The sequence below is a fragment of the Nocardia albiluteola genome, from assembly GCF_018860155.1.
Lineage (GTDB): Bacteria > Actinomycetota > Actinomycetes > Mycobacteriales > Mycobacteriaceae > Nocardia > Nocardia albiluteola.
The window spans coordinates 96158-117944 of record NZ_JAHKNI010000009.1; the positions used below are offsets into that span (position 1 = coordinate 96158).

Annotated in this window: 14 protein-coding genes; all 14 read left to right on the forward strand. The window is 67.8% G+C overall.

The features are described 5' to 3' along the window. The first annotated feature begins 89 nt into the window (after positions 1-89). The 14 genes from KO481_RS25700 (at position 90) to KO481_RS25765 (ending at position 21778) form a co-directional block, all read left to right on the forward strand. Positions 90-437 (forward strand): hypothetical protein, encoded by a 348-nt coding sequence (locus KO481_RS25700; protein ID WP_215920556.1) that lies wholly within the window; start codon positions 90-92, stop codon positions 435-437. 16 nt (positions 438-453) lie between these two features. Then, on the forward strand, positions 454-762 hold the full coding sequence (locus tag KO481_RS25705) for a YbaB/EbfC family nucleoid-associated protein (protein ID WP_215920558.1): 309 nt from the start codon (positions 454-456) through the stop codon (positions 760-762). Positions 763-799: 37 nt separating this feature from the next. After that, on the forward strand, positions 800-1441 hold the full coding sequence (locus tag KO481_RS25710) for a type VII secretion target (protein ID WP_215920560.1): 642 nt from the start codon (positions 800-802) through the stop codon (positions 1439-1441). Continuing rightward, positions 1438-2706 carry a hypothetical protein gene (locus KO481_RS25715; protein ID WP_215920562.1) on the forward strand — a complete coding sequence of 423 codons (1269 nt, stop codon included), beginning with the start codon at positions 1438-1440 and terminating at the stop codon, positions 2704-2706. Before KO481_RS25710 ends, KO481_RS25715 begins: the two co-directional genes overlap by 4 nt. Before the next feature lie 28 nt (positions 2707-2734). Continuing rightward, the gene (locus tag KO481_RS25720; protein WP_215920564.1) at positions 2735-3043 is read left to right on the forward strand and encodes a PE domain-containing protein; all 309 of its coding nucleotides are present in this window, start codon (positions 2735-2737) and stop codon (positions 3041-3043) included. A 21-nt stretch (positions 3044-3064) separates the two neighbouring features. Then, on the forward strand, positions 3065-4030 hold the full coding sequence (locus tag KO481_RS25725) for a PPE domain-containing protein (protein ID WP_215920566.1): 966 nt from the start codon (positions 3065-3067) through the stop codon (positions 4028-4030). Beyond that, the gene (locus KO481_RS25730) at positions 4027-4809 is read left to right on the forward strand and encodes an ESX secretion-associated protein EspG (protein ID WP_215920568.1); all 783 of its coding nucleotides are present in this window, start codon (positions 4027-4029) and stop codon (positions 4807-4809) included. Before KO481_RS25725 ends, KO481_RS25730 begins: the two co-directional genes overlap by 4 nt. 60 nt (positions 4810-4869) lie before the next feature. Beyond that, entirely contained in the window at positions 4870-5208 is a 339-nt protein-coding gene (locus KO481_RS25735; RefSeq protein ID WP_215920570.1) for a WXG100 family type VII secretion target, read from the forward strand. A 36-nt stretch (positions 5209-5244) separates the two neighbouring features. After that, the gene (locus tag KO481_RS25740; RefSeq protein ID WP_215920572.1) at positions 5245-5559 is read left to right on the forward strand and encodes a WXG100 family type VII secretion target; all 315 of its coding nucleotides are present in this window, start codon (positions 5245-5247) and stop codon (positions 5557-5559) included. 69 nt (positions 5560-5628) lie between these two features. Beyond that, the gene (locus KO481_RS25745; protein ID WP_215920574.1) at positions 5629-7077 is read left to right on the forward strand and encodes a hypothetical protein; all 1449 of its coding nucleotides are present in this window, start codon (positions 5629-5631) and stop codon (positions 7075-7077) included. 46 nt (positions 7078-7123) lie between these two features. Next, complete coding sequence (locus KO481_RS25750; protein WP_215920576.1) at positions 7124-7465, forward strand: hypothetical protein; 342 nt, start codon at positions 7124-7126, stop codon at positions 7463-7465. 6 nt (positions 7466-7471) lie between these two features. Next, positions 7472-7915, forward strand: a complete 444-nt coding sequence (locus KO481_RS25755) for a YbaB/EbfC family nucleoid-associated protein (protein WP_215920578.1) — start codon at positions 7472-7474, stop codon at positions 7913-7915. A 34-nt stretch (positions 7916-7949) separates the two neighbouring features. Beyond that, on the forward strand, positions 7950-21290 hold the full coding sequence (locus tag KO481_RS25760; RefSeq protein ID WP_215920580.1) for a WXG100-like domain-containing protein: 13341 nt from the start codon (positions 7950-7952) through the stop codon (positions 21288-21290). Continuing rightward, on the forward strand, positions 21287-21778 hold the full coding sequence (locus KO481_RS25765) for a DUF6301 family protein (RefSeq protein WP_215920582.1): 492 nt from the start codon (positions 21287-21289) through the stop codon (positions 21776-21778). Before KO481_RS25760 ends, KO481_RS25765 begins: the two co-directional genes overlap by 4 nt. The last annotated feature ends 9 nt before the right edge of the window (positions 21779-21787 follow it).

Sequence of the window (21787 nt, forward strand, 5' to 3'; positions counted from 1 at the left end):
TGCGATCGGCTGGGACGGTTCTCGGATTTGGGAAGAGGGCGCGGCCCAGGGGAGGCCGGCACCCCTTTCTGCTCGAAGGGTAGGTAGGAATGCAGGACGTGGAACCAGGCGTGCTCACGGGCACTGCCGCATCATGGTCGGGCCTGATCTCCGTGGAAACGACCGAACTGGGCTTGCCTTTGTCGGTCGATGTGGATCGGTCCGAATTACAGCGTGACCCAGCTGATCTGGCCGCCGAGCTGGTGCGGCTGTGCGGGCAGGCGGCTAATCGCGCGCGGCTGGCCCGGCGCGCGGAGCTGGCGGAGGCGGGTGTGACCCGCGACGTGCTGGATCGGCTGGGCCTGGCGACCGCGGAGGAGGTGGCCGAGGCGGAGTACGCGCAGGAGGCCGAATACGAGTACGTGCCGCGGACCTGGCGCAGCAACGGGGGTGTCTGAGGTGGATATCCGTCAGATGTCGGATGTTTCGGACGCGGTCGACGAATTACGGTCCTATGCAGGACGAATGCGAGAACTGAGCGATCGGATGCGCGCGATTCGGGTGGAGGAGACGTCGCCGGACGGTTCGGTGACGGTGACGGTGGACGGCGAGGGTCGGCTGGTGGACATCCGATTGTCCCACAGCGTCTCTCGTCTCACATCCACCCAATTCGGCCAGCGGCTGGTGGACGCCGGACACGCGGCCGCCCGTCGCGCGATGGCCGAGCAGTCCGCTCTGGTCGCGGCGTTCAACGACCCCGATCCGCCCAACCCCGACACCTAGTCCCAGCCACGTGGCGTCGACGCAGAAGGACGACCAGATGAACGAGGTAGTGGTTATCCCCGGGGCCTTCCGCGCGCACGGGGACCTCAATGCCACCCAGGCGGGCCTGGTGACCACCGCCGGCACCGTCGACCAGGTCGCCGCGATCCAGGCCGCCACGGCGGTGTTCGGGCCCATCGCGGCCGACTTTCTCGCCGCGTTCGCGGTGGCGCAGGCCAACCATGCGCGTGCCGTGGCGGAACTGGCACAGGTCCATACCGCCACCGCCGCCGCAGCACAGGCGGCGGCCGCGAATTATGAATCGACCGACGCGGATTCGGCCGCCGGCTTCGAGGGGCTCGCGCCGATCGAAGGTGTGTTGTCGTCCGTCCTCGGGACTGCCGCGTCGCCCGCTGAGGCGGCGCCGGCCGCGGAGCTCGGGACCGATGCCATTCCGAATGTCCCGCAGGCCAGTGCCCTCCCCGCTGCGGCCCTGCCGCAGGACTCGGATGCGGACCCGCGGTACCGATCCGAGCTCGGCAACAATGCGCGTGCCGCCGAGGCCGCGCGGCCCGGGGTGGCATCGGCAGATCCCGTGCCGTCCAAGGCAGTTCCGGTGGCTGCGACGGCGCAGCGGGAGGTCGTCCATCCCGTCCCACGGGCGGCCGTGGCCGAATCGACTCGAGCGGAGGCGCTGTGAGTTCACCTGCCCCCGGCGTACCCCCGGCGCCGCTGCATCCGGAAATCCTGGACATGCTGCGGCACAATGCCATCGGTGTTCCAGGCAACCAGTCGGTGGATCAGATCCTCGGCGGTCTCGGCCTGCCGCCACTGCCGCAGTTCCCGGTGCCGCCCCCGTTGCCTGGATTGCCGACGCTACCGCCGCTCGACCCGGTGGCGTTGATGCGGCCGATCACCGACCAGTTCGGCCACTTCGGCACCGGCAATCTCGGGATGGGGTCGATCAATCCGTCGCAGTTCTTTTCGCAGGTCTCCGAGGGGCTCACACAGGTGATGTCCCTCGGGTCGACGGCGATCGGCGCACTGTCGGCACTGCAGGGCGCGGGCACGCAGGCGGCGGTGGCGAAAGCGGCTCAGGCGCAGGACAATGCGGCCGCGGTCACGCAGCAGGCCACGCTGATTCAGTCGCTGCTCGTCTCGGCCGCGGTGGTGGTCCAGACCGGCAATGCCGAATTGGCCGCCATCGCATCGAAATTGGCCATCGAGATCACCGCCGCGGCGGTGACACCGGGCGGGCAGGCGTTCATCGCCGCCGCTACTGCGGAGGCAGCCGCGGAGGCAGCCGCGGTAGTGGCGCACGTGCGGGCCGAGCTGACGGTGCTGACCACGCAGATGACGGCGGCGGGACAGCCGGTGCCGATCACCAGCCCGCCGAATCCCACGCCGAGCCCGCCCACGGTCGGGAAGGCGCCGTACCACCCCGTGAAGCACGACGTGCCGCCGGTGCAGCCGGTGCCGATTCACGGCAAGAAGGTTGTCGCCAAGCCTGTTCCGCCTCCACCCAAGCACAAGGCGCCGGTGACCAAAGGCTCGCCGTATCACCATGGCGCCGCGGCAGCCGGCGGGGTCGCGCCGATGGGGGCCGCGGCCTACGGTGGTGGCCCGAGCGGGGCCGCGCGGGCGCCGTTGCGAGCGGTCGTGACCGATGCGCCTGTAGAGCCGCGCGCGTCGGCGGTCGTGCGACCGGTCGGGGCGGAGGCGACGGCGAGCACGGAACTGGCGGCCGGGGAGACGACCGCGGCGCGGTCGGGCGCTCCGATGATGCCGATGGGCGCCGGGGTGGGCGCACGAGCCGCCGAGCTGTCGGTGGCCTCGCGCGACTACCTGGTGAACGCCGAGCACGGCGACGAGGTCGTCGGCGAGTTGGACGATGTCGCGAAGCCGGTCGTCGGCGGACCGGTTGCGGCCGTGGTGAATTCGCCGGACAAGGCATTGACGCTGTAGCCCGCCGCGGGACGACCAGGGAGAAACCATGAGTGGATACGTCGAATTCGATGCGGTGTCGGCCGACCGGGTGGCGGCGCGCCTGGACGCGCTGGCCGATCGCCTCGACGGCGCGCTGAGCGGAAGGCAGGGAGCGCTATCGCCCGTGTCCGCCGCGCTGGACGAGGTGTCAGTGCATGCCGCGAGGACGTTCGAAACCGTCGGTGCAGTTTTCGGAGCGTCCTATGCGAACGGAGTGCTCGAGTTGCGGAAGCTGGCCGCGCACATGCGCTCTCACTCCCACTCGTTCCGCACCATGGATGCGCAATCTGCGGCGTACTTCGATGGCTTGCGCTGAGCGGGTGCGCGGGAGTCGGCGATGATCGAGGCGAACGGATTCACCGGGCGGGTGTGGGAGGCGACACCCGCGGACAAGCTGGCTCGTGATCTGGTCACCGGGCCGGGGGCGCTGCCTATGGTCGATGCGGGCATCGCGTTCGGAGAGTTGTCGACGGTCCTGACCGAGGCCGCATCGGAATATCAGGCGATACTCGGTGAACTGGCCGACGCGTGGCGCTCTGCGGGCAACGAGGCGGGGGTGCAGCGGCTCGCGGAGTTGCGGAACTGGATGGCCGAGGCCGCCGAAGCAGCCGCGGTGAACGCCGCGAGCGCGGAGGCACAAGCCGTCGCCTACACGACCGCCCTCGCCGCCATGCCCGGGGAGGCCGAGCAGGCCGTGTGCCAGGCCGTGAAAGATGTTGCCGCACCGCAATTTCCACTGGGCGGATCCTTGCTGGGCACGGTCGCGAGCCGCGAGTCCGAGGCGCATGCGATGAGATCGGTTGCGGCACAGGTCATGCGCAGCTATGAGGCGGCGACCACGCCCGTCGCGCAGCCATGGACGCCGCCCGCGGCGCCCGTAGTGACGAGCGATGCCGCCTTGCTGGCCGAGCGGCAGGTCTCCGTGCAGGCGCGCGCGGTGGACCCGAGTGCGGTCGTGCCGCGATTGCCGGTCGAGGCGGGGACTTCCGTTCCCGCCGGGACGCCCACGCTCGCCGCCGCACTGGGTGAACGCGTGCCTGTCGACAGGCAGGCGTTTGCGGTGCACCCGGTTGCCGAAACGGCCACACCGTCGACGCAGCTCGCACCGCCGCCGATGGTGCCGATGGCGCCTGCCGCCGCGAACGATCACTACTCGCCCGTTCGCCCGGCCGCGAGTTCCGGTCCGACGGCGGAGCCGGACGCACTGGGCAGCGGCGCCGGAATGGCCGGAACCCCTGCCGTATTCGGTGCAGGCGCCGCCGCACAGCTGCGCTCGACCATTCCGGGACAGGAGCGGACGTGACTACACTGTCGCCGGATATGCTCACGATCGCCGCCGATCTGCTCGAAATCCCCACTTTGCCAGTGGTATTGGCATTGGATCCGCAGCACGAGACGATCGCGGCGGCCCAGGCCGCCTACGAGGCGGGGCTCGGCACCTTGCGCGGGCACGGTCTCGTGGATGAATACGGCGGCGTGACATCCGATGTGGCCTCGGCGTTGTACACGCTGGCGCAACCGGAGCGGCAGCTGGTCGCCCGGTCGTTCGGGCCCACCGGAATCCGGCGGATGTGTCTGGCGCGGCGCGGCGGCGCTCATGCCCTGGCAGTGCGCGAGGACGATACCGTCGACATCCGCGAGATATGGTGCGACGAGGATCCTGCCAACCTGGCGCGAATCGTGAGCGGGGTGCTGGGCCGCATGCCCGCCGCGGAAATTCCCGTTATGTGCGGCCCGGCCGTAGACATCGCCGAAAGATTCGACGCGGCAATGGGTTCGGCGGACTTCGCCGATGTGGCATACCACTTCGGGGTGACCGGACAGGAGGCCGTCCACTTCGGTCTGGCCATGTCCGCCTGCCACACCCATACCGAAATCGTATGCTACGGAGAGGATGCCGCGACCGTTGTCGGCGCGGTCGCGGTGTATGACACCGACCGCGGTCGCATCGTCGCCGCCCCCGACTCGCCGCCCGGCGATCCTCGCACCTGGACCACCCTCACATCGGGCTCCGATCATCGTCTCGCACAGGCGATCTCGAACCTGATCGAAGCCCTACCGGGAGGAAGGTGGATGCCTTAGCCCCGCACATCAGCCCACACGTATTCGATAAAGACCCCGAAGACAGAAAAGAGGCCATCGATGGCTCAAGATATGTCCCTTGATCATGCAGCACACGCCCAGGCGACCGGACACATAGTCGATCATGTGGCTCCGAAAATACATCGAGCTGCGGCGGACCTGGAAACCAGCGTGCAGGCCGCTGGTGCCGGGTGGAAGGGCGAGGCCAAGAGGTCCTTCGACAAATTCGCCGCCAACCTGCACAGTGCAATCCAAGACCTGCACGCGTCCGTCAACGATATGACGGACAAGCTTACGCATAGTAATCAGAACTTGGGCACGACCGATGTCAGCAATGCCGATCTCTTCGGACATGCGGGGAATGGGCTCGAGTCCGCACCCTTGACCAACCTCCGCTGAGCAGGCCTCAGGCATAAAACACGAAAGGAATCCGCCATGGACGGCGACATGATGCAATACAGCCCGGCGACCATCAATGGACTATCGGGAGATCTGCAAACACATCACGGCCACCTGCAGGAGGCGCACGATGGAGCCAACGAAGCGTACGCCAAGATCATGGGTGTCTGGGACGGTGAGGGCGCACAGGCGTTCGCGGGTTCGTTCGCCAAGTACAAGCAGGCGCACCAAAGCGTGCTGGACGTTCTGAAAAAGGGTATTGAAGGGGTCGAGCAGGCCCACGCCGCCGCCATGTCCGCGGATGGCAAGGTCTCGGACATGTTCGATGGGAGACATCACCGCCTTCCATGACGGGCGAAAGTGATTTGGGCGAAACGCCTTCCGTCAATGGTGACGGAAGGCGTTCGAACAGGAGTGACCATGCGAGACACCCCGGTGGACGACGGCGTGCCGGATCGAACGGACGACGGGCCGGAGCCATTTGTCGGATTCACCTTGGGAGACATCGAATCCCATGCAGGCCCCGACCTGCGCGCCCCGGATGCCGGCACCGATGTCGATCCGGCGTCGGCGGGGGTGTTTCCCTCTTTCGCACCGGAGGTGTCGCCCGACGGAGGGGAGATGGCATCGAGCGGTGAATCGCACACGCGCACAAGCGAAGTGGCGTATGCGGTCGCCAGGCAGTTGGCGCAGGCGGCACCCGAGGGGTGGACGCGCCTGGACGCGGTGTTCTCGATGACGATCACCGACGCATTCCGGCGGGTCTTCTACACCCTGTCCGACGACACCGTTGTCGAGGCCGTGCCCGCGGAGTCGATCGTGATCCTGGCGGGCGCACAACGGGAGTCGGTCGCCGAGCTGGAGGGTGAGCCGTGGTGGCGCATGATCCTCGGCCTGCGCGAGGACGGGGAGATCACCGTCGACTACGACTACGGCGAGGAGCCGTTCCCACAGGAGCAGCTGCTGTCGCCGCAGGCGTATCTCAATGACCTCGCGGTATTTCCGCGCGCGCGGCTACCGCTGTGGCTGGCCGCGTACATCGCCCGTGACGGGCGGCAGATGCGACCCCCCGAGCGTGCGGTGCTCCAGGTGGAGCTGGACCGTGTCGCCGGAGCCCGCGCCACCCCCGTCGACGAGGAATTTCCGCCCCTGGGGATCGTGTGGGCCCGGTGGGCGACGCTCGCGGCGGTATTCGTGGCGACCGGATCGGATCGGGGACCGCGAATCCTTCCGTCGCTGGGGTGGTTCGAGGGCACCGCGCGTGGCGGCAGCACCCTGTTCCTGATTCCGGGCGGTCGCGCTGTGCTCTCGGGCGGCGTCTGGAACGCGCCCGAGGTGGAGGCGGCCTACAACGGACTTCGGGACATGCCCGAGTTGTATCGTGGCGCGCCGTACTGGGTGGCGAATCAGGTGCTGAATTCTCGTGCCTCGCAGGGAACCCTGTCGTTCTGCTATTGGTGGGACGGAACCGGTTGGTACCGGGGAGATTCGCCGTCTCCCTCCGCATTCACCGCTGCGGTTCCGGGCATCTGGACCGCCGATACCGTCGTCGGCATTGTCTCGGCACGGTTCGGCGCCGAAACGGATCCGCGCGTCCGGTCCGCCGCCGGCACGCTACTGGCTGCCGCCGAGCGAGGCGAGGTGCGCCGCGAACATCTGGTGGACGTCCTTGCCGCGGACTCCGAATCCGACCTCGACGGTGCGTATTACCAGTTCTGCCTTGCCGGGCTCACGACGCCCGATGTCTCGGCGATGAGCAAGGCGCCTGCGGAACAACTTGTCCCACAGGTCATTACCGGCGCGCGCATGGGTTCTACGACCGATCTGGTCGCAGAGCTGTTGTCCGATAGGAGGAACGGGGACATGTGATGTGGGGGCGGAGGGGGATGTCGGAAGTCTTTGTCAGGAGGTGGAAATGGCTGAGCAGGTCAGTGTCGAGTTCGCCGAGGCCAAAAGAGCGGCGCGGGAGCTTCAGGACGCGGGTGAGAAGATCGGTGAAGTCCAGTCGAACCTGGCGGACACCCGGGACAACTACGAGAGCCCGCCGGTGTGCGGCACCGACGACATTGGTCAGGGCTTCGAGAAGAACTACAAGCCGCTGGCCGACAATCTGACTTCATTGCTGGACAGCTACCACAAGACGCTGACCGGTAAGGACGGCCTCGCTGGCGCGCTGGCCAACTCCATCGACATGTTCAATCGGGTCGACCAGGCATCCGCGGAGGGGTTCGGCGGCTCGGGCATGTTGGAAGCGTAGGCCGTCATGTTCACAGGAGCTGCCGGGCGCGCCCGGCTCGACGAGTTGATGGACGCAGTGCACAAGGGCATGGCGAGTATCGCTGCCGCGCAGGAGGAACGGGCGAAACTTACCGCGACCGCCTCGGAGGCCGATCGGCGGGTGACCGTGACGGTCAACGCCGATGGGATCGTTATCGAGACCCGTTTCGCCGCCGACGTCGACGAGCTCACCTACGACGAGATTGCCGCTGCGGTGACGAAGGCTACGCAGCGGGCCGCCGCCGATGTCCTGGCGCGCTCGGCCGACGTCATGTCCGGTGCGCAACAGGGTTTCGGAGATATTCCCGCGTTCGACGATCTCGCCGCCGACTTCCCCGACTTCACCAAGCTTGTCCCGACGGCGCCGGAGGTATCGCTGGCACCGCCACCTGCCGCGTCGTCGCCGGTGGCCGACGAGGACGATTGGTGACAGTTTGCCTCGAATATCCTGGTAGGGGCCCGATGTGAGTTGGGCCCGCCTGCCGTCGTGGCTGTGGCCCACGGCGGAGATCCTGAACTTCGGTCAGTCGTACCCGAACGGCGATCCCGATCAGATGCGCGCGTTCGGCGACCAGTGGTCTGGGCTCGCCGACCAGTTGGAAGGCTGGATCGACGCGATCAAGAACGCGGTGCAGGACGTGGGTGCGCACCTGGTCGGCGAGAGTGAAGCGTCGTTCCATCAGCAGTCGGACTACATGATCTCCGACGGGCAGACGAACCTGGAGTCGACCGTCGCGTCGATGCGCCAGGTCCAGGGCATGACGTACAACGCCGCGACGAGCATCGACTACACCCAGCAGCTGCAGGACTTCTTCTGCGCCATGACGGCCTACCAGGTCGCGCAGCTGGCGATGACGGCCGCCGGAAATGCGGCCGCCCCCGGGGTTTACGCGGCATTCCGGCAGCTGGTGCGGCTGGCTTTCCAGGACTGCTCCGAGGTGGTCGCGCGCGATGCGGAGGCGGACGCCATCGCGGCGATGCTGGCCGAGCAGATGCCCAAGGTATTCGAGCACTTCGGTACAGATATTTCCCAGAAGGTCGCACAGGATTTGGGGGAGAAGGCAGCTCAAACCATTGGGCGCGACGGGCTTTCGACCATCGGCCGCGATGCCGCGGGCGATCTGGGTGCGAGTGCGGCACGGCACGCCGGTGAGGACCTCGTGGGACAGGGGGCCAGGATCGCGGGGCGCGATATGGCCGCGGACGTTGCGGGGCAGGGGGGCCGGGCTGCCGCGCGTGACGTCGCCGCCGATTTTGTGGGGCAGGCGGGCGGCGCCGCCGGGCGACACGCGCTGGTGGACCTCGCGACCGATGGTGCCGGAGACATCGCCCGTCGGCAGCTGGGCGAGGCCGCGGCCCGCGACGGCGCCGGTCTGATCACGAAGGTCGGCGGCGATGCTGCGGAGAAAGCCGCTGCGAAGCTGCCATTGAAGGCGATCGGGCAGGAAGCCGCGCAAGACGCCGCGAGCGCAGCGGCAAAGCAGGCGGCAGACCAGGCGGCGAAGGAGGCGGCGAAGAAGGCGGCCCTGAAGGAGCTGGCGAAGAGTGCCGCACACGAGGGATTCAGACAGGCCAGGCAGGGGGCGGCCCTGGATCTGGCCATTCAGGCCGACCAGATCGTGCGGGGTCAACGCAGCGGGTTCGACACCGAACAGTTCCTATCCACGGCGTTGTCCTGGGGTGGCGGAGTAGTCCTCGGGCATCCCGCCGGGGAGGTGGTGGGGAAGAAACTGGCCCAGGAGGGCTTTGTGACCCGGTTCCTCGTCGGCACCGGGGTCGCGGCGGCACTGAACGTTCCGGGAATGGCGTTGGGGGACACCGCCGGCCGGGCCCTGTTCCAGGCAGGCGAGGCGGGGCTCGGGGTGCTCGATCCGACCGGTGGTCACCAAGCGGACTGGTCACACCTGACGTCCGGGCTGAACCCGCAGCAGTTCTTGGCAATCGGTGCAATGCACGGCCTGGGTATGGTCAACAGCGATCTCGCGATGCACAAAGGGATTGTGGCTCCTGCTGACTTCCATCAGATCAACGAGATGTTCGGCAACCTCGCGGTGCGAAGCACCGCGCCCGATGCGACGGGCCCCGACGACGGGTTTCGCCAGGATTATCAGCACAGGTTGGGCAAGGCATATGCCGAGGCAAGGGCGCACGTCGCGCGGTCCCCCCGAGATCCGGTGCCGCTGAAGAAGTTCCAACGCCTTCGCCAGGAGCTCGATGCCAGGCAAGGGGTGACATCGGACCGTCGCACCGGCGAGGTGCCGAAACCCTCCGCGGGCCCGGCCAATCGGACCACCGAGGTAACCGGGCGCGGGGGTGCCACCGGCGGCCGGGGCGCAAACGACCCGGCTGGCACGAAAAACCTGGCGGGTGATCCTGCCCGGGGAGGTATGACCGGCGCCCGCAGCGCCGCTGCGGCAGCCGGTCCGGTGGTCAGTCATCGGGCAGAATCGGCAGTGTCGCCATCCGAGTCGGCAATCGCTGCGGGACCTGGGCCGGGCCGTGCAGAGGTGTCGGTCGGTGCGAGCGCCGACACCCAGGTGCCGAATGCCGTTGTGCCGCAATCCGAGCCGGTGGCAGTTGGGAGTTCCGAAGGCATTCCTCCGCAGGAACACAACACCCCGGCGGTGGAGCCTCCAGCAGTGTCGGACGCTGCGGTGCGGCAGCCGGTATTGGCATCTGTCGCCGCCGGAGGGGGCGTCCGTGCGGAGCCGCTGTCCGGCGCGGGTCCCATCACCTCGTCGATTGCGGACGCCGCTTCGGCCGTGTCGCGGCCCGATACCTCTGTGCCGCAGTCCGCGGCGGCGAACATTGCAGGCTTCGAGGCCGTTCATGCGGAGGTGCGGGGAGGTGCGGGTCCCGGTGCTGCGATGACACCGGATGCCGCTGTGCCCCAACGCAATTCCTCAGTCGCCGGCGGCGGCAACGGCGGCTCGGAGGGTGCCCCGGAACGCTGGTCAGCGGGGGCTGCTCCGCCTGATCTGCGGGTCTCACCCACCGCAGGTGATGCTGCCCGGCCTCCGCTCGAGACGTCGGAGCCTGTCGCCGGGCAGATCGGCGTTGACGGCGCGGGTCACCCCGCCGGGGGTGCGGGCCCGGCCGGACCATCGGAGGCAGGCGAACATTCGGGGGTGCCGACCTCGACGTCCGCGGATGCTGCGGGTCTGCCGTACCGCGACCATGGCATCGGTGAGGCAGGTCCGCCGGGTGCGGAATCCCCGGCGGGGGTCGACTCCCACGGTGTGGTTGCGTCGGGTGACCACGTGGACGCGGAGCATGGCATCGCAGCCATCGGCCGCGAGTCCGCCGGCTACGGGGATTTGCACGAGGCCGTTGTCGACGCGCGAGCGCAGGCCGATCAGCGGTGGATCGGGGCGTTGGCAGACGCGGGTGTGGACGTCGCTGCCGCGGATCCCGCCGCCGTGGCCGCGCTGCGGGACGCGGCGGCGAACGACCACGCGTTCGTGGGTCGCAACGGTCAGCTCGATCGGGGCCCGCGCGACGCGGCCCGGCGCGAGTTCGCCGATGCCGCACGCGCTGTGGGGATCGACGTGGATGCGACCGATCCCGCGAGGCTTCGCGCGCTGCGCGACACGGCGGTGCGGGACCGCGAGACGCAGGAACGTCTGGACCGCCTGAATCGGGCCGCCGAGACGGTCGGCGACGAGGCGGACCCGGCGTTGCTGGCGTATGCGCGCGCGATGGTCGCCCATCATGACGCGTCCGTGCGGTTCGACGAGGCGACCGCCGACCTGCCCGAGCACGCGGCATGGCTGCTGCGCTCGCCCGCCAACCGGTTCGGAGCCGTCGACACGCTGACCCGGCTGCTGTCCGGCGGTAACGGCATCGAGCTCACCGACGCCCAGCGGGCGGAGTTGCACGACGCGGTGATCGGATATCAACTCACCGGCATCGAATCCGCCACGGCGCGAGCACATATCGACGCGGCACACGCCGCGGGCGACGGCTCGGAGTCGGACGCCGCACCACCGACCGGGCAGCTGCGGCGGGGGTTGAGCGGGACGTTGCCGGGGCCGGTGCCCGATCGCGTGGAGGATCTGCCCGCCGGTGCGACCGCCGAGCCCTCGTCCGCGGCGACACGTCGACCGGCGGACGAACTCGCCGGTATGGATGGATCCGTCCCGAGGCCGACGTCCGGCGATGGGGGTGAAGCTCGCGCCGAGCCCGCGATGATTCCGGGATCCGAGCCGGTCACGGGCACAATCCCACGTCGGCCGGAGGAGAACCTTCGGCCGGAGATGGCCACCGGGCACCCTGTCGGTGAGGGCCGACGGGCCGCGCGCCCGGACCTCGGCGACGGTAGTCGTCCCCCCGGGCCGGCGCACGATGCCGGAGGCGGCAGGCACGGCGGCGCCGAGTACGGATCGGGCAAGCGCGATTCGGGTAAGCCCGGCCTGGGCCTGAGCGAGGTGTATACCCGGGAGAGCGGCGACGAGGTGCTGCCCGAGCGTGTGCTCGAACCCGGCTCGGCCGATGCGACCGGCGCTGGCTCCGGACACGCGGTGGCAGAACATGATCCGGGATCGTCGCACACCGAGGCGCCAGAGCACCGGGCACCCGGGGACGCCGCGAAGAACGCCGAGTGCGGGATACGGGCGCTGCGCAGGTTGCTTCTGCGTTTCGGCGAGCGTTCGGGAATTCGCCTGCCCGCGCGTCTGATCGGCGTTGAAGGGATGTCGCGGGATGAACTCGTGGGGGCGACAGGAGGGCGGCTGGAGGAGCAGTTCACCAGGCATACCGATGTCGCGGATCGGGTGCCCGATGGCGGGGCCGCGCTGGTGGTGGACATGTACGGGCGGAGCGACGGAAACCGGGTCGGTGGTCACGCCTATCTGCTGTGGCGTGAAGGTGACCGGATCACGGTCGAAGACTTGGGAACGGGGGAGGTCCACGAGGATCTGTCCCGCCTGTCGGATGATGTGGAAAGTATCGGGGCGATCTTCCTGGACCACGAGGGCGTGCCGGTCGATCGGATCGATGAGCCGACCCGGGAGCGGTTGCTGCGCGAGGCGCAGGAGCAGGTCGCCGAGGCGGACTGGGTGGGCGTCGGCCGAGTGCGCGAGCCGCCGGGGAGCGGCGAGGAACAGCGGAGGTTCGGTGATCATCCGATGCCGGCAGTGCTGAGGTTCCTGGCGCAGCACGGTGTCGAGCACGCCGCTGACCCGGAGGCACCACTCGACCCGGCCGACCCCGGCTACGTTCCCCGCTTGATCGAAGCGATCGGATTGCGAGAGGCTCTCGGTAACCATCCCGACCCGAGCCGTGCGCTGCGGGAACTCGCCGAAGAAGTCCGGGTGCAAGGTGAAATCCGCGGGGCTCGGGGGGGAGAGTTCTTCGGCCCTTCCGAGAAGTCCGTGGGATCGCCACCCTCGGCCGCCACACCGCGCGTCCGGTCCCCTCAGAACGCGCGCGAGGAGTTGCTGCGAGGGCTCGGCCTGCGGCAGGAGGACCTTGCGAGCGCCGATCGCGGCAACATCCTGGAGCAGCTGAAGGTTCGAAATATTCTGCGTGCCGCCGCGATCGAGGCACTTGCGGACCATGCACTGCGCGCGGACGCCGCAGCGACTCCCGAGGAAGGCGCGCGGCTCGGGGCGATCCGGGACGACTGGGCCCGACGACTTGGCGCCAACGCAGCCGACTTCGAGACTCCCACGGGCGCCGCACGTCGGCTGGCCGATCTGCGGGCCGGGGTGATCCAGCGGGCCCACGATATCGCCGATCTCGTGGCGCTCGATACCGCGTTGCACGACCCGGAGCAGCAGGGGCACCAGATCGTGGTCGAGCTCGGGCGCGAGCGGGTTCGACTGCGCGTGGAGTCCGATGACGCCGGCGGTTGGCGGGTCGTCGACGAGGTGCCTCGTGAGTCCGTGTCGGCCGAGCATGCGGACGATGCGGCTGGGGCAGGCAGAAAGTCGTGGCTGCGTCGGCTGTGGCAGGGGTTCTTCGCGCCTCCGATCAGGCCGCACACCGGTGCACCGTCCGGATCGGGTAGTGCGCTCCCATCGCCACCGCACGGCGAACCCCATCCGGACATCGCCTCCGGCGGCGCGGGTATGGAGCATGGAATGTCGCTCCTGGATCACCTGAGCGCGGTCAACGACTTCGTGACGAAGCTGCCGATCGGCCTGACCGCCGACGTGATTTCGATCGTGACCAATCGTGAACGGGTCGGGAACTTTTTCCGCAACCGCCACCGCGACAGCGAGCTACCGCCCGCGCGCCTGTCCGACGGCACTCTGTACGAGCCGGAGAACAGTGAGGCCGACCCGAAACTGCGTGCCCAACTGGTCCTTCCGGACGGGCAGCGCGACCACCTCAACCGCAGAACCACGCCGCCGGATTCCGAACCACCTGTCGTCGAACAACGGCCGTCCCTCGCCGAGCCCTCGCACCCGGCCAACGGTGAGCAGCACACACCATCATCTGAAGACGGTGCGGTACTGCAGGATTGGCTGCGGGAGGCCGACGCGCTGCGGACCAGGCGCCGGGAAGTGGCCGAGGCGATCGTCGAGCTCGCGCGAGACCACGGGCTCGATCTACCAGACCTGACGCACGAATCGGTGCAGCGCGCCGTCGACCACCTGGAATATCGGATTGTCCGCCGCACCGCGGTGATCGATGGCTGGGCCGAAGCGAGCGAGGCGTACCGCAACCAGGACGGGCGCATCCGGTTCAACCGCTACCCCAGCATCGACGACAATGAGCCGACCCAGAGATTCCAGCTGGATGGGGCACGGGCCGCGGGGGACGATCTATTCGAGATCTTGTTGCGCTGGCAGTCGCTCCCTAACAAGACCGCCCCGCTCCCACCGGTTTGGCACGACCTGTTCGACTCGGACGGTAACCTCAGCAAGTCCGTCCTGCCGAGCCTCTTTGTGAATGCATTGCGTCGCGAGCAGATTGTCCAGCAGCGGGCCAGTTGGGAGGAGATGCTCGCAGAGGATCCATCACGGGATCCGGAGCGGATGGCCGAGGCTCGGATCGAGATGAGCGCCCGTACCGGGGTGGGGATATGGGCACTCGAGGAACTACGGTCACTGGCTCGGGAATACGAGAGTGTCGACGATAAGTTCCGCGCTGTCAGCGAGACCTTGGTGCACCTGGCGGGTGAGGAGTGGCTCGCACACGATCCGAACGCCACGCAGGTCGAACACAATGTCTGGCGTGTCGGCGGTCAGCCCCATCGGCTGGTCGTGTTGGATGCGGCCCTGGAGCACGACGAGATTCTCGCCCGCACGCTGGCAAAATATCCCTCCCTGGCCGTGGCGGTGAATCGCGGCGATCTCGTGCCCGACTATCGCCTCGGCTGGGTGGAGCCCGACGGGTCGGTCCGAATCGGACAGCTCGGTGCGCCGCAGGTGCGGCATCTCGATGGCATCGTCGACGGTCGCCGGGTGCGAGTGACACTGATCCGCGAGGGCAATGGAGCCTGGCATCCCGTGCTGGAACACCCCATCGATCCAGCACCGGCCGCGGGCGCATCGAATTACCCTGCCGCGCACAATGCTTCGGCGGGCGTCCCGCGCTCCCGGGCGGAGGTCGAGCAAGATCTGCACGCTCTGGGGAAGCGGCTCGGTCTGAAGGAACCCGGCGACCTGCTACGCCGTGGGCTCGAACTCGTCGAGGCCGAGCAACTGCGCAACGGGGTGCGCGCGGTGCAGATCGAGGCCCTTGTCGACTATGCCCGCAGCGCGACCGAGATCGAAGAGTTCCGAGGATTGGGTCAGGCGCACGGCGACCTGGCCAGCCGACTAGGCGTGGCCGCACGCGACCTGACCCCCGAGCGGATCGCGTCCGTGCTGTCGGACCCACACCTGGGTAAGTCCGCCCGCCGCCGCATCGCGAAGGAATTGACCAAATTCGCCGGCGAGGTGCGTAGTGCGGATCCCGCTGCCGTCGACGGCGCACGAGACCGCTTGGCCCGCCGGCTCGGATGCGAACCGAAGGATTTCCTTCCGAAGAAGCGTGACGAGAATCTGAAGTCTGTACCGGATGAAACCGGTCTGAGCTCGAAAAGGCTGTCAAAGGCGATCCGTCGAGCGGTCCGGCTTGAGGGCGACGGTCCGGATGCGGCCCGGGCGCTGACCGAATACGCTCGCACGCTCATGACATTGGACGAGTCCGCCAAGGCGTGGGCCGGCGATACCAGGGCGGACCCGCGCGTCGTCGGATCCGGGATCTCTACCCTGAGCGACACCGCATACGCGGATTTGTACAGCCTTATCAGGAAGGAGGTCGGCACCGACGAGGCGACCCCTGAGCAGATCGCCGAACGACTGGTCGACCCGTCACTGGCCAAGCAACAACGCCAGGTGCTGGTCGAGGCCCTCGTGGATTGCGTGCGCGAGGTCGGGCCTGATCATAGTGGTGAAATCGCCTCCGCGCGTGATCGATTGGCGCGGCAGCTCGAGCCGTTTTTGCGGCTCGGGTTGCGGCAGGAGGACCTGTACGGAGAGCGGTATGACGACGACTTCCATCGTCACCGGGATGCGACCGGCATCACGGATGCGAAATATCTGACCAAGAAACTCGACAGGGCAGCGCGTCATTCACCGGATCACGCGCTAGCCGAGCCGGTGGCGGATTTCGTTCGTGCCGTTCTGAACGCCGAGCCGTTCGCTCGCCGGCCGGAGGCTGCGCCGGTTGCCGGTGGGGAAATGCCGGTCCACGACGACACGAGTCCGGCGCACCTGCGCGATGTGATCGGTAATCTCGCAGAGTTCGCCGATCGCCTCGGCGGCACCGTTCACACCGCCGACGAGGATGGTGTGCACCGCGATTGGGCCCGCATTATCGGCCTCGACACCGCCAGCGAAGAGTTGGAGAAACTGCCCGAGTACGTGAAGCGCTACAAGGAGTTGAATGACCCGAAGAGTGAAGGGTATCGGAATCTCGAGAAGAAGTACGAGAAGCACGCGAAGGCATATAAGAAGCGCGGGAAGAACTGGCAGAAGCAGTTTCAGGACCGACGTCGGAAAATGCGGGGCGCAGCACAGGCCGAGATACAGCGGCGGATCAAAAACTATGTGCGCGTCTTCGACGCATACCGGGACGGTGTGGTCGAGAAGCACGAGCGGTTGAGCCCGCAGGAACTGGCCCGAGTGCACGCCGAATTGCGTGACGAAGTGCGCCGGCGCGCAACCCATTTGGCGCGGGCGGCGACCCTGCTCGACGAACATCGGGCTGCGGTTGCGGTGGGCCGGCAGGACGAGCTGGCGGCCGCCGCTGAGGCAGTCCGCGACGCCGTACAGGCTCGGGGCGTCGCGGAGCAGCAACTCCAGGCAGCGATCGATCGGGTGGCCGAGGTCGAACAGGATGCCGCCGATCGCGGTGACCCGGCCGCTCCCGGAAAACCGCGGTTCGACACGGTGACCGATCGACGCCAGCTCCCGCTGGTGCTGGGTCGGTTGCGCGGCCACGTGATGCCCGAAGACACACAACAGCAACGCGATGCCGCCCAGGAACGGCGCGACGCCTACGACGAGCTGGAGCGCGCGGCCGGGGACTACCACGATGCGGTCGAGGCGGTGGTTCAGGCCGAGAAGCATCATGAGGACCTGGCTGTGCGCGATGCCCTGCTGTCGGCAGACGCGGACCCGCTGGCCGGTGAGCCCCGCGTCGGGATCATCGAGGGCCCACCGCGTCGGGTAGCAGTCGTGGTCCGGGGCGAGTCGGAGACTCCCGTCGAGGCGCTGGAGCATGCCGTCGAGCTGCGCCCGGCGATCGATGCGATCGCAGGCCCGAATCGGAAAAACGTTGTCGTGCTACGTGTCCTGATCGACAGCAATGAGGTGACCACTGTTCATCGGGAAGACCCGCCCGAGCAGCCTGGCGGGACTGCCGCTGCCCCGCCTCCGGATTCGTCGGGGTCCGGTGGCGGTGGCCGGGCGGGTTCGGCGTCGGATGAGCCTGATACCGAGGCTGGTCAGGTAGGGGCGTCGGGTGCCTCGCCTTCGGGTTCGTCGGGGACTGCTAGTGGTGGTCGGTCGGGTCCGGCGTCGGGTGAGTCCGATGTTGCGGCGGCTCAACAGGGGCGGCCGGCTGCCCCACCTCCGGATAGGTCGGGTTCTGGTGGTGGCCGGTCGGGACCGGCGGATGGGCCTGATGCTGAGACGGCCCGGTCTGAGCCGTCGGCGGGGTCGGCCGCAGATGTGCAGAGTTCCGGTGGTGGTGGCCGATCCGGTGCAGCGTCGGGTGAGCCTGACGCCGAGGCTGGTCAAGAGGGGGCGTCGGCTGCCCCGCCGCCGGGTACGTCGGGGTCTGGTAGTGGTGGCCGGTCGGGGTCGGCGTCGGGTGAGCCCGATGCTGGGGCAGCCCGGTCGGATCCGTCGGGGAGGTCGGCTGCGGATGTGTCGGGTTCCGGTGATGGTCGCCGGTCAGGTTCGGCGTCGGGCGGCCCCGATAACGAAGCGGCCCATCCGACTCCGCCGGCGTCCCCGCCGCCGGCACCTGCGGGAGGTCCGTCCGGATCGACTCCGTCCCACCAAGGTTCGTCACCGTCCGGGTGGACCACAGTGGGTGCGGCACGTCCACACCGGCCGACGACCTTCGCCGCAGAGATCGCCGACTGTGTCACGCAGATCGCCGATCAGGTGGCAGTTCGTGACCGCGCGCTTGCCGATGTGCGGGAATCGGCCCGTTCGCTGGAGGTCGAGCACTGGGACACCCTCGATGCGGATCAGCTCAAGGTGCAGATACAGGCCGCTCAGGTGGCTCTGGAGGATCACATCCAGGAACTGTGGGCGCGAGGCGCTACGGGCGGCAGACTGTACAGCTTCTTTGATGAGGTGGAGGAAGCGGAACGGAAGCTCGTGGCAGCTGGGCCGCACGTCAAGGCGGGGACGCGGCGGCTCTCGGATTTTCATGTCGCGGCCGATGCCGTCGCCACGCTGCGTGGCGAGGCGGCCAGGCTCCTTGCCCGCGACGTGATCGCCAGTGAGCAGGCCACGCCTGTCCCCGGCCAGAAGTTCGTCGCGCTCCTGCCCGGCAGGCCAACGCGACTCCTGGTTGTATCGAATTCCCCGGAGCCTGACTGGCTGATAGGACGAGATATCCGGAATGCACAGGCGAAGAACGGCGTCGCGATATTTTTCCGTCAAACGCGGGTGGACGAAGCCGGACAGGGGACCGTGATCGATCTGCGTCCGCCCGAGGCCGGTGAGCCGATGCCGCAGGGGGCGCGAGCGCCGGAACAGCCACGTGGGGAGGTGGAAAGCCCCGGAGACGGCACTGCCGGCCACACCGGACCACGTGTACATGGGCGACCCGACGGGGCGGATCCGCGTACCGCGCAGTCGGATTCGGGTCGGGGGCGGCGATCCGCCGATGGTACGGCGCACTCGCACGGCGACGGTGCTCACACGAATGATCCGGCGGCGGTGCATAATTCGGGTGCCGCGGTGCCTGCGGACGGACCGGCTGCCGAGACCGGCCACGGCCGCGGTGGCGGTCAGTGTGCCGTGCTGGGGTTGCGTGAACTGCTGCGGATGTTCGGGAGGATTTCGGGCATCCGGCTGCCCGCGCGACTGGTCGGCTTGGAGGGTATGTCGACCGGGGAGATCGAAGCATGTGCCGGTGGCGCGTTTCGGGACTTCAACGGTGGTCGCGCGGATGTCGCGGCCGAGCTGCTGGGGACGCCCGATGAGCAGGCCCGGGGTGTCAAACACGGTGCGGCGGCGCTGGTTGTCGAGATGTTCTCCGGCAGGGACGCCCACGGGGTGGGGGGTCACGCCTTCTTGATGGTCAACGAGGGCAACAGGATTGTGGTCCGGGATCTGGGCATCGTCAAGGAGTTCACCGATCTGTCGCGGCGGCCGGGGGACGTCCCGGTCAAGGCGATCCTGTTCGATCGCAACGGGCATCCGGACATCCCGATCGACGATCGCGAACGCGACGAGAAGGCGCACGACGCGATCCATCAACTGGGCGATGCCAACCGAGTCGGCATCGGCCGCCCGCGCGAATCTCCGGGTGAGGGCGAGCGAGCGCGGGACGAGGAGAATGCCGCTGCCGGCGGTGGGCACGGTGGGGGCCAGCCGCCGACCGTACACCACGATCCGAATTCCGGCGCGCCGACTGGCCACGAGCCGCCGGTCCCGTCCGATCTGGATCCGGCACAGCCGGAGACGCTCGAGCCGGCGCATCCCTCGGTCCGGCGCGCCGGTGCCGAGAACGTGGCAAGTTACCTGTTCGGCCTCGAGCTGGATGAGAATCTGGCGGCGCCCGCGGTCTACCGCAGCGTCGACGGACCAGGCGAGGACGGGGCCGTCACCGAGATTCCTCGCAATCTGTCGTCATCGGCGCCCAAAGACTCGTATCGAATCGAGGACCAGCGGCTCATGGCTGTCCACGACTACGTGATCGGCATCGGCGTCCGGAGCCGGGACACCTATGCCACTTCCTCGGAGGGCCGGCCGGTCGTCATCGACAACCCCGGCGCCTTCCCGCGGCGCGGCGCGTCCGGCCTCGCACATCCGACGATCTACTCCGATTTCGTGATGCTGCAGCTCGACAAGCCGCTACCCGCTGATCTCCTCGCCAAAGTACGAGCCATCGACCTCCCGACGCTCCGATCCCGGATGCTGCAGTCAGGGCTCGGCCGCGACGAGATCGATGCCATGTTCGATCGTCTTCACGAGATTCGCGAACACGGCCGAATTACGGGCGAGGCCTGGCACGGGGCGATCGATTCGCCCGATGCATTGGCCAGGAGCAGACTGAGCCAATATATCCCGCCGCACCGACGAGCCGCGTTCAGATTCTGGGACGTTCCAACGGACGACCGGAGGCCGGACGTCACCGGCGGTGGTATCGCCGATCCCGGCGGGACCGCCCCGCACGCCGTGCCATCGGCACCGGCCGACGAACCCTATCAATTTTCCGGTAAGGGAATAAGATATAAGGCGCAGAAGGGTAAATCCGATCCTTATGTAATGTCCGACGGGGATGAGCAAGGTAGGCTTGCAGGTAAGGTTTTGGTGCGCCAGATGCAGCAGAGTCTTCGCGACTCTGTCGGTGCAGCAGCGAAGGCTCTGATGCCCGAGTTCGGTATCAGGGATATCAACCACCTGGCGGGCAAAAAGCTCGAACCGGCCATTGCGGCTCAGGAGGCCGCCATAGATCAAAGTAGTCTGAGCGATGCGGAAAAGCAGGAGAAAATCAGTCGGCTGTACGATCTTCGCGGTATCGCTGAGCGCTACCACAATATCGGCCCCAATATGGTGGATACCTCCAGGCAGATAGGTGATATTCCGGGATTTGCGTACGCAAACGATCCGGCTGTGCATCCGAATGCTGTGGTGATGCTGCCGCTCGACACGGTGTGGGAGGGCGGCGGGAGCTTCGATGTTCCTCTTTTCGTGCCGGCACGAGCCGGCGAGCCGCCGATCTTCAAGGCCATCGAGAACAAGGGTCTCGGATCTCCCCTGGGTACTGCGGACACGCCCACCGGCAGGGCACAGCAGGGCGCACCCGAGTACTACGCGCGAACTTTGGAAATCGAGAAGAATCTCGCCCGTGTATTGAACGAGACGCCGGAGACCATGCGTGCGCGTGGTATTGATCCGGACAGCCCGGCGGCGCGGAAGCTGCTGCAGGCCAGAGACGAGCTGTTGGGCGCGTTCCACGACGGCACCCTGGTATTCCAATACGAGCTGGCACGTACGGATATCAACGGAAGTACGACCATCACCAAGTTCGTTCTCGAGCGTGACGGTACCCCGGTATCGGTCCAGGCTATCGGCGGCATCATACGAGGTCGGACAGCCACGACTAGGGTGATCACATGACGGAGTTGCGCGCGATGACCGACACCGAGGTCGGCAGGCTGGCCGCGCAGCTGAAGTCCTTGACGTGGCCGTTGCTGATGGCCGATGCATCGCAGCTGGCGGCCGGATTCGGCTGGACCACGCTCTCGTCGAAGCCCGATTCGGTCATGGTGGATACCGGATCAGGGTTGGCCGGCGGCCGAATATCCGGCCGCTCAGGGTATGTCGATGGAATTGAGGTCCGGATCACCGATCTCGTCGGCCAGGACGACGCGAGCCGTGCGGCGGTCGGTAACGCCTTTGTCGCGGCCGCGGCGGCCATCACGTCCGCGATCGGTGCGCCCACGACTCGCACACCCGGTGAGTTTGCGGAGATTCGCTGGGCTGGAACGGAAACCACGCTCCGGTTGATGGATCTGACAGTCTGCGTGAAGCTGTATCTGCTGACCAACAAGAAACTGGCATACGAGGACGCGGTGACCGAACTGGATGAGCGGGGACAGCTGTGACCGGTTGGG